This window comes from Streptomyces celluloflavus (genome assembly GCA_000720995.1).
GTDB classification, from domain to species: Bacteria; Actinomycetota; Actinomycetes; order Streptomycetales; family Streptomycetaceae; genus Streptomyces; species Streptomyces celluloflavus.
In genome coordinates, this window is sequence record JOEL01000069.1 from 19,406 (window position 1) to 28,898 (window position 9,493).

The 9,493-nt window shown below is 74.3% G+C and carries 5 protein-coding genes; 3 read left to right on the forward strand and 2 right to left on the reverse strand.

Going from position 1 to position 9,493, the window contains the following annotated elements; translation table 11 throughout:
- Nucleotides 1–102: 102 nt before the first annotated feature.
- The gene (locus IH09_RS33745) at nt 103–678 is read left to right on the forward strand and encodes an SSI family serine proteinase inhibitor (RefSeq protein ID WP_052861369.1); all 576 of its coding nucleotides are present in this window, start codon (nt 103–105) and stop codon (nt 676–678) included.
- Nucleotides 679–858: 180 nt separating this feature from the next.
- A complete protein-coding gene (locus tag IH09_RS40405) occupies nt 859–5,991 on the forward strand; it encodes a PAS domain-containing protein (protein WP_318279642.1) in 5,133 nt (1,710 codons plus the stop codon).
- Nucleotides 5,992–6,082: 91 nt separating this feature from the next.
- Here the strand turns inward: IH09_RS40405 and IH09_RS40410 are convergent, their stop codons facing one another.
- On the reverse strand, nt 6,083–6,217 hold the full coding sequence (locus IH09_RS40410; protein WP_275126148.1) for a hypothetical protein: 135 nt from the start codon (nt 6,215–6,217) through the stop codon (nt 6,083–6,085).
- A gap of 254 nt (nt 6,218–6,471) precedes the next feature.
- On the opposite strand from IH09_RS40410, the gene IH09_RS33755 reads away from it, so the two are divergent.
- Nucleotides 6,472–7,362 carry a hypothetical protein gene (locus tag IH09_RS33755; protein WP_052861370.1) on the forward strand — a complete coding sequence of 297 codons (891 nt, stop codon included), beginning with the start codon at nt 6,472–6,474 and terminating at the stop codon, nt 7,360–7,362.
- 181 nt (nt 7,363–7,543) lie between these two features.
- Here the strand turns inward: IH09_RS33755 and IH09_RS33760 are convergent, their stop codons facing one another.
- Nucleotides 7,544–9,193 (reverse strand): long-chain-fatty-acid--CoA ligase, encoded by a 1,650-nt coding sequence (locus IH09_RS33760; protein WP_052861371.1) that lies wholly within the window; start codon nt 9,191–9,193, stop codon nt 7,544–7,546.
- Nucleotides 9,194–9,493: the final 300 nt, after the last annotated feature.

A 9,493-nucleotide genomic window follows, 5' to 3' on the forward strand; every position in this document is an offset into this window, starting at 1 on the left:
GGCGGCGGCGCGTTAGGAGAGTCGGGGCCGCGCGGAGACCGCAGCCGCGCGCCCCCGCTCGTAGGTACCCCGTACCGCCCGCCCCGCCTCCCTGGAGTCGTCATGCCGCACCGCCGGACGTCCCGCCACGCCGTGGCCACCGCCGCCCTGTCCATCGTCGCCGCCGTGTCCGCCCTCGTCACGACCGTGCCGGCCGCCTCGGCCGCCCCGATCCCGCTGGTGCCGCACCGGTCCGCGGCGGACGCGGGGCCCGGCGCGACGGACGGCGCCGGGACCGGCCCGGTGGACGAGGCGTGGCGCGGCGCGGTGAGTGCGGCGGGGCTCGGTGCGGGCCGTCTCGGCCGTGGCACCGACCACCTCACCGTCACCGTCACCCGTTCCGGTACCGCCAAGGCGGACGGCACGTTCGAGCTGTACTGCCATCCCCACGGCGGTTCGCACCGCGCCGCGGCGAGAGCCTGCGACGCGCTCGACCGGCAGACGTCCTGGGGCAAGGACCTGTTCGCCCCGGTGCCGCGCGGTGCGAAGTGCACGATGATGTACGGCGGACCGGCCACCGCGCATGTCACCGGGACCTGGGCGGGCCGCCCCGTGAACGCCGATTTCCGGCGCACGAACGGCTGTGAGATCGACCGCTGGAACCGCTTCCAACCGCTGCTTCCGGTGACCGCTTCGTGACGGAGTAGCGCGTCAGGTCAGGACGCGGGGCACATGTCGGGCGTGCGGCGAGTCGCACCCGGCCGTGGCATTACCTCCCCGTCATCCGCCTCCGCGCCCCGGGCAAGTGCCCGTAGACTCCCTTCCAGCGGTCCGCCGCGGTGGGCCGGCAAGGTGCGGTAACAAGGAGGAAGCGTCGTCGTGAGCAGCAGGCCATCCCGAGGCGCTGCTCGCCTCGCAGCCATACTCGACGCCCTCCCCGACGCGCTGCTGCTCGTCAACTGCAACGGCACGGTCGTCAACGCCAACACCATCGCGCTGGAGACCTTCGAGGCGCCCGGCACGGCCCTGGTGGGGCGCGGACTGCTCGATCTGCTGCCGACCTTCGACTCCAAGCGCATCCCCGGCTCCATGCGCCGCCGCGACGAGGAGATGCAGGGCCCGCGGACGAAGCCGACGCGGATGGTCGCGCGGCGTACGGACGGCAGGGAGCTGCTGGTCGAGGTGACCAGCGCCAATCTTGAGGACGGCCGCACCCCGTACGAGTCCGCCTTCGAGGCCGCGTACGCCGATCACCGGACCGGTTACACCGGCGATGAGCTGCTGATGCTCGTCGTCCGCGATCTGACCGGGACGCTGGACACCGAGACCGAGCTGGCCCGCCAGCAGCGGCAGACCGAGATGATCCTGCGGGCCGCGGCCGAGGGTGTGGTCGGGGTCGACGCCGAGGGCAAGGTCGTCCTGGTCAATCCGTCCGCCGCGCAGATTCTCGGCTACCGGGCGAGCGAGCTGGGCGGCAAGGAGCTGCATCCGCTGATCCACCATTCGCGGCCGGACGGCTCCCCGCTGCCGTGGGAGGAGACGCCGCTCGCCGACACGCTCAAGTCCGGGCGCAAGCACCGGGTGCGCGGGCAGGCGCTGTGGGCGAAGGACGGGCGCTCGGTCTCCGTCGATCTGACGACGGCGCCGGTGCGGGACGGCGATCAGCTCGTCGGCGCGGTGATGACCTTCACCGACCGCCGCCCCTTCGACGCGCTGGCCGCCCGGCATACGCAGCTGCTGGCGGTGCTGGGCCAGGCCCTGCGCGAGCCGATGGCCGAGCTGACGGCCGAACTGGGCACCCTGGCGTCCGACCCGGCGGGCCAGCTGTGGCCGGAGGCGAACCAGATCCTGCACCACCTCGCCGCGGGCCAGGCCCGGATGGCGACGCTGGTGGACAACGTCCTGAGCTATCAGCGGCTGGACTCCGGGAAGGAGCGCCTCAACCGCGCCAAGGTGTCGCTGGACGAGGTCGTGGCGGCGGGCGTGGAGGGCGCGGTCGAGCTGATCGGGCCGGGCCGTGCACAGTTCGCGGTGCACGCGCCGCCGATCGAGGCCGTGGTCGACGCCGAGCGGATCGCGCTGGCGCTGGCGCATCTGATCGCGGATGTGGCGGGCGTGGACTCGACGGGCCGGATGCCGGCCGGTGACGGCGGTACGGACGCGGGGACGGGCGCGGGTGCGCGGGCCGGGGCGGTCGCCCGGGACTCGACGATCGTGGTGGCGGCGGCGCAGCGGGGCGATGTCGTACGGATCGAGGTGCGCGGCCCGTACGGCGGCGGCGACCCGGTCCACGAGCCGATCGTCCGCGGGATCGTCCGGCAGCACGGCGGTCTGGTGCAGACCCACGAGGTGCCGGGGGCGCCGGGCGCGGGCGGCAGCGCGTTCGTGCTGGAGCTGCCGATGGCGGCCGTCGGCTCCGCGCCGACGGGGTCGGACCGGCCGACCGAAGCCACCGGGAACGAGACGACGGTGATGCCGGTACCGGCGGCGCGGGCGCGTGGCACCCAGCAGGCCGGGAAGGCGGCCGGGACAACGACCGGCACGGCGGCTGGTGCGACGGCTGGGACGACGGCTGGAGCCGGGGCCGGGGCTGTCGGTAAGGGGGAGTTGGAGCGGGGGCCGGGTGGTCGTGGTGGCCGCGGTGGTCAGGGGGCGCCGGGTGGTCAGGGTGACCTGGGGGACGGCGGGCCCGGTGGTGAGGGCGGTCGCGGTGGCGAGGGCCGGGATGGTGATGATGGCGGGTCCGGTGGGTCTCGTGGGCCCGGTGGATCCGGTGGGTCGGGTGGGCCTGGCGGCTCTCGGGGGCCCGGTGGTCCTGGGGCGGCTGGTGGGTCCGGTACGGCTGGTGGGCCCGGTGGCGCGTTCACGGAGGGCGGTCAGCGTACGGGGCGCGGCGGCCCGGGTGTTGAGGGTGGTACGGGAGTGCCGGCCCAGGCGGACGGTGCGCAGCCGACGGGGCGTCGGCGCGCGCGGCACTCCGGCGCGGAGCAGGTAGCGGACGCGGGGCCGCAGGCGCCCGGCGCACACGGTCCTCAGGGCCGGCCCGGCATGACCGCGGCGCGCGGCGCGGCCGGGAGCGGTGCGGCCGGTGCGGGGGACGGGGCGGCCGGCGCGGCGCGCGGCGTCGCGGGCAGTGGCAATGGGAACGGGAACGGGAGCGGGAGTACTGGCGGGGACGGAGACGGGGCGGGGAAGCGGGAGGGGCACGGGAGCGGCGACGGCCGCGCCGGGCACGCCGGCGATCCCCGTAACCCTCGTCATCCCGGTGTGCCGGGTGTTCCGGGCGTGCCGGGTGCGCCGGGTGCGCCGGGCCTTCCCGCCGTTCCCGGCCTTCCCGCCGTTCCCGGCCTTCCCACCGCTCCCGGTGCTCCCGGTGCTCCCGGTGCTCCCGGTGCTCCCGGTGCTCCCGGTAACGGTGAGCTCGGCGGTGCCGCGGGTGGTGCGGGGCTGCCGTCGGGCATGGCGGGTGCCGAGGCCGTACCCCCGAGCGGACGCCGGCGGGCCCGGCAGGGGGCGCCGGAGGGCGGTGCGCTGCCCGCGCTCCCGTCCGCCGCGGGCGATGCGCCCGCGCGCGCGCCGCACGGCCCCGCCACGACGCCGGACCAGGCGCCACATCAGGGACAGAACCAGGGTCAGGAACGGATTCAGGGCCAGGGTCAGGGCCAGGGGCAGAACCAAGGGCGGGGCCGGGGTCCGGAGCAGGTCCAAGCCCCGGCACCGGCGCGTCCGCCGGGGCAGCGGCAGGCTCCGGATCAGGCACACGGCCAGGTCCACGGTCAGGGTCCCGGCCAGGGCCAGGGGCCCGGTCATGACCCGGCCCAGGGTCAGCCGCAGGGTTTGGGGCCGGTGCAGGGACTGGGGCCCGTGCAGCCGAGTGGGCGGCGGGCGCGCCGGGCACTGGCCGAGGCGCCCGAACGGTCCGTACCGGGTGACGGGGCCGCGTCGTCCGGATCGTCCGCGTCCTCCCCGGCATCCGGTCCGGCCGGCCCGTCGGCCTCGTCCGGCCCGCGGTCGGCCGCCGCTCAGCAGCAGAGCTCGCCCCAGCCGCCGTTCCCCACCCAGCAGCAGACCTCCCCCCAGCCGCCGTCCGCCGGGCGGCAGCAGGGGGTGGCCCGGTCGGCGGAGGCGTTGTCGCCCGCCGGGGGGCGTACCGCCTTCGCGCTGCCGCCCGCCGCGGCGGATCAGACACCGCAGTCGCGTCCGGCGCTGCCCGTGCAGGCCGGTCCGCCGGATGGTGAGGGCACGGGGCGGCGCCGGGCGCGTCGGCCGGTGGCCGGTGGCGTGGCCGAGGCCGAGGCCGCCGGTACGCGGCAGGGGTACGCGGCCGAAGGCGCCGACTCCGTTGATCCGCAAGGTGGTTGGGAGGGCGGTCCGACCGACGGGCGGCGGGCCCGGCGAGCCGCCGCCGAGGAACGGGCGGCCGCCGCGATGGCCGATTCCGAGGCGTCCGGCACCTTCGTGGCGGGCCCGGAGGGGCTGGTGGCGCAGCCCAACGAGCCGGTTGACGCGACCGGTACGGCGACGGGCACGGCGCCCGGCATCGCCCCGTCGACGGACACCACCACATCGACCGCGCCCACCGCACCCGCCACTCCTGCCACGCCCACCGCGGCCGTTCCCCCCGCAGCCGTTCCCCCCGCCCCGACGGGGCGCCGGCGCGGCCGTCCCAGCCCCGCCGAGGAGCCGCCGGACCGGGCCCCCGGCCACGTCGCGGACCGGACCCCCGGCCGGCACCCCGAGCACGGCCCGGCGGACCAGTTCCACGACCCGGCCCAGGCCGCGGCCCAGTCCCCCACGCCCGCGCCGGGGCAGCCGCTGCCGCCGGCCGAGGACGACGGCGGGCACGCGGCGGGGCACTCGCACGGGCGGGCGTTCAGCGTGCGCACGCTCGGGCAGGGCGTGCCGTTCGCCCAGCAGATCAACGACCCGCAGCACCCGACGCCGCCCCCGGGCAGCACGCCGCCCGGCGGTACGCCTCCGGGTGGTACGTCCCCCGGTTCGGGGCGGCGGCGCAAGCTCGCCGCGCCCCCGCAGGACGGCGCGCGCACGGGCGCCCCCGATGCCCCGGCCACTGACACACGTCGGCGCCTGGGCAGCCCGCAGCCGCCGGCCCCGCAGCCGTCGCCCGCGCAGGGCCAGCCGCCGCAGCATCTGCTGGACGGCGGTACGGGGCGCGCCTTCGCGATCTCCGCGCCCGACGAGGGCAGCGAGGGCCCCGAACCGCTGGACGGCCCGAACGGCGCCGTCGAGGTGATGGACCGTCATCTGCCGCCGATGGACGACGAGTTGCCGCCGGAGCCGCTGGACAATCCGCGGCGGCTGCTGGTGTGGCCCGCGCCGGATGTCGCCACTCAGCAGGCGCTGAGCGACCGCGGCTACCGCCCGGTGATCGTCAACTCCCGCGAGGAGGTGGACGCGCAGATCGCCGCGTACCCCGCGGCGCTCTTCGTCGACCCGCTGACGGGCCCGATCACCCGTACCGCGCTCCAGTCGCTGCGCCAGGCGGCGGGCGCGGCCGAGGTCCCCGTACTGGTCACCGCCGGTCTCGGACAGGCCACCCGCGAGGCGGCGTACGGCGCCGATCCGGCCGTACTCCTCAAGGCGCTCGCCCCGCGCGACAGTGAACTCCACCCGCCCCGGGTGCTGTTGATCGAGCAGAACGACGCCATCGCGGGCGCCCTGACCACGTCGCTGGAGCGGCGCGGTATGCAGGTCGCGCGGGCCGACGCGGACGCCGACGCGGTCACCCTCGCGGCGCAGATGCGGCCGAACCTCGTCGTGATGGACCTGATGCAGGTACGCCGCCGACGGGCCGGCATCGTCGACTGGCTGCGCGCCAACGGGCTGCTCGACCACACCCCGCTGGTCGTCTACACCTCCGCCGACCTGGACCCGGCCCAACTGCCGCGCCTCGCCTCGGGAGAGACCGTCCTCTTCCTCGCGGAGCGCTCCACAAGCGCGGAGGTCCAGTCCCGGATCGTCGACCTACTGGCCAAGATCGGCACCAGCTGAGTCCGGACGGACGGCTGCTGTACGGACGACTCCTGTACGGACCGCTTCGGCGCGAACGGCTTCGGTACGGAGAGATCCACCACGGCTGATTTCACGGGTCGGTTTCCTGGACGGTTTCCCGCGCGCCGATTTCGGACGCCCGGAATTCGGATGCCCGGGATTCGGACACCTGGAATTCGGACGTGCGGAATTCACGCGGGCGGACTTCGCACAGCCGGGCCTTCATGCGGCCGGGCCCTCGCGCGGGCCGACTTCGTGCGGACAGTTTTCAGGTGGGTGGCCAGGGTCCGTACAGGTCCTGGCCACGCCCGTACGCCGCCCATGGCGCGGGCCGGACGGAGACCACAGGAAATAATCCGACCTGTAGCCCTATGCCCCTTTTGCCGTGTATAAATGTGCCTCGGCAGGCGGGTCTGACCTCCCGGCCGCCGATGATCGGCCCGTGCAACGAGGGATTCTTTACACGAGGGGTACCGAACCATGCGCAGACGCTTTTTCCGGGGCACTCTCATATCGCTGCTCGCCGCCTCCGCGGTGGTGGGGCTGGTTGCGGTGGCGGTCGCCGCGCCGGTCCCGGCCGCCGACGCGGTCGACTGCGAGCCGCCGAAGGACGCGGGGGTGGCCGTGCTGGGCGCCGACGGGCGGCTCGATGCCGGGGCGGAGCTGACCAGTCTCCGCAAGACCACCAGCCTGGTCATGCAGCCCGACGGCAATCTGGTCCTCTACGCGGTGACCACCCCGGGCGGGCCCAGGCACCCCCTGTGGGAGAGCAAGACCTCGGGCAACCCCGGTGCGTACGCCGTGATGCAGGCCGACGGCAACTTCGTCGTCTACCGCAAGGGCGGCGGCCCGACGTCGGGCGGCGCCCTCTGGAACAGCCAGACCTACGGCGCCAAGAACGCCAAGCTGCGGCTCACCTCCGACGGCGACCTCTCCGTCTGGGGTGACAACGGCATGACGGTCAAGTGGTCCACCAGAACACGCGAGTTCTCCCCGACGCGGTGCGCGCCCACCCCGGCGGCCCCGAACCAGTACATGTGGGCCGGCGTCAGCTGGGCCCAGTCGGCGACGGTGTGGCTGGTGTTCCAGGACGACGGCGACCTCGTCATCTACCGCAAGCGCGACGGCAAGGCCATCTGGAACAGCGGGACGTCCGGCAAGGGCGCCTGGACCCTGGGCATGGAGCCCGACGGCGACCTCGGCATCCGCCCGCCGGACGGCTCCGAGTGGCTGTGGCACACCGGTACCGCGGGCAACCCCGGCGCCCACGCCCTGCTTCAGGACGACGGCAACTTCGTGGTCTACCGGAAGGGCGGCGGCCCGACGTCGGGCGGCGCCCTCTGGGCCACCGGCACTTTCAAGAACGTCTGATGGGGAAACGTCTGACGGGGGAGGGCGCGGCGCCCCGTACCCTCCCCCCGCCCGGTCCGTCCGCCGCCCGCGCCCTCCGCCGGGCGGCGCCGGCCATCCGCCGCGCCATCGTCCCTGCTCAACCGAGCGCCATCGGCCCTGCTCAGCCGTGCCCCCATCAGCCCTGCTCAGCCCTGCGCCGTCAGTCGAGCCGGGTCACGTCCAGTTCCCCGTCCGCGTACTGCCTGCGCAGCACCTTCTTGTCGAACTTCCCCACGCTCGTCTTCGGCACCGACGGGATCACCGTCCACCGCTCCGGCAGCTGCCAGCGCGCGATCCGTTCGCCGAGGAACGCCTTCAGCTCCGCGTAGCCGGTGCTCACGCCCTCCGCCAGGACCACCGTCGCCAGCGGGCGCTCACCCCACTTCTCGTCGGGGACGGCGACCACGGCCGCCTCCACCACATCCGGATGGGCCATCAGATGCCCCTCCAGCTCGACCGAGGAGATCCACTCGCCGCCCGACTTGATGACGTCCTTGGCGCGGTCGGTGAGCATCAGATAGCCGTCCGGGGTGATCGTGCCGACGTCCCCCGTCCGCAGCCAGCCGTCCGGGCTGAACTTGTCCTCGGGGCGCAGCGTTTCGCCGTGTGCGCCGCCGTAGTACGCGCCCGCGATCCACGGCCCGCGGATCTCCAGTTCGCCCGCGGCGGCACCGTCCCACGGCAGTCGCTCACCGTCCGGGCCGATCAGCCGTGCCTCGACGGAGGCGGGGAAGCGGCCCTGGGTGGCGCGGTAGGTCCACTCCGCCTCTTCGTCCACCCCGGCCGGCGGGTGCGAGACGGTGCCCAGCGGCGAGGTCTCCGTCATGCCCCAGGCGTGGACGACGCGGACGCCGTGCCGCTCCTGGAAACCGCGCATCAGGACCGGCGGACAGGCGGAGCCGCCGATGACGACGGTGTGCAGCGAGGCGACGTCGCGTGGGCGCGCGTCCAGTTCGGCCAGCAGGCCCTGCCAGATGGTCGGTACGGCGGCGCCGATGGTCGGTCGTACGGTCTCGATCATCTCGGCGAGCGGCACCGGCTGGAGGAAGCGGTCCGGCATCAGCAGCGAGGCGCCAGCCATGAACGCGGCGTGCGGCAGCCCCCAGGCGTTCACGTGAAACATGGGCACTACGGGCAGCGCGATGTCACCGGAGCCGAGCGCGAACGCCTCGGCGGTGTTGACCTGCAAGGAGTGCAGGTACAGCGAACGGTGGCTGTAGAGAACGCCCTTGGGGTCGCCGGTGGTCCCGGAGGTGTAACAGAGGGCCGCGGCCTCCCGTTCGTCGATCTCCGGCCAGTCGAAGCTCTCCGGCCGCCCGGCGATCAGCTCCTCGTAGTCGTGCACCCGGGCCCGCGCGCCCTCCAGAACGGAGCGGTCACCGGGGCCGGCGACGACGATGTGCTCCAGCGTGGGCAGCTGCGTCAGCAACGGCGCGAGCAGCGGGATCAGGCTGCCGTTGATGATCACCGTCCGGTCCTCGGCGTGGTTGACGATCCACGCCAACTGCTCCGGCGGCAGCCGCAGGTTGAGGGTGTGCAGCACCGACCCCATGGAGGGGATCGCGAGATACGCCTCCAGATGCTCGGCGTTGTTCCACATCAGTGTCCCTATGACACTCCCCTCGGCCGCTCCGAGGTCCCTGAGCGCGTGCGCCAACCGCGCGGCCCGCCGGCCGACCTCCGCGAAGCTGCGGCGCTGCGGCTCGCCCTCGCCGGTCCAGGTGATGACCTCCGACCCACCGTGAACGGTTGAGCCGTGGGTCAGAATTCGCGAGACCGTGAGGGGTACGTCCTGCATCGTGCTGAGCACCGGGTGCCTCCGCATGTTACGGGCGGGTAGTGGTGCTGCGATTCTCGGTGCATACCAATCGGCATGTCACGCCCCTTGTGGCGTGTTCTTTACCGCTTACGGGCAGCTTCTGCGACTTCTGCCACTTCCGGCCCTCACGGGCGCGGATTCCGGCCACCGGGGGCGGGGGGTTGGCGGTGCGGGTGGCGGGTATCTGGCTGGATTCGGCTTGTGGGGGGAGGGGCGGCTTGTGCGGGGAGGGGGCGTTGGGGCTGTCTCTTATACACATCTCCGAGCCCACGAGACTAAGGCGAATCTCGT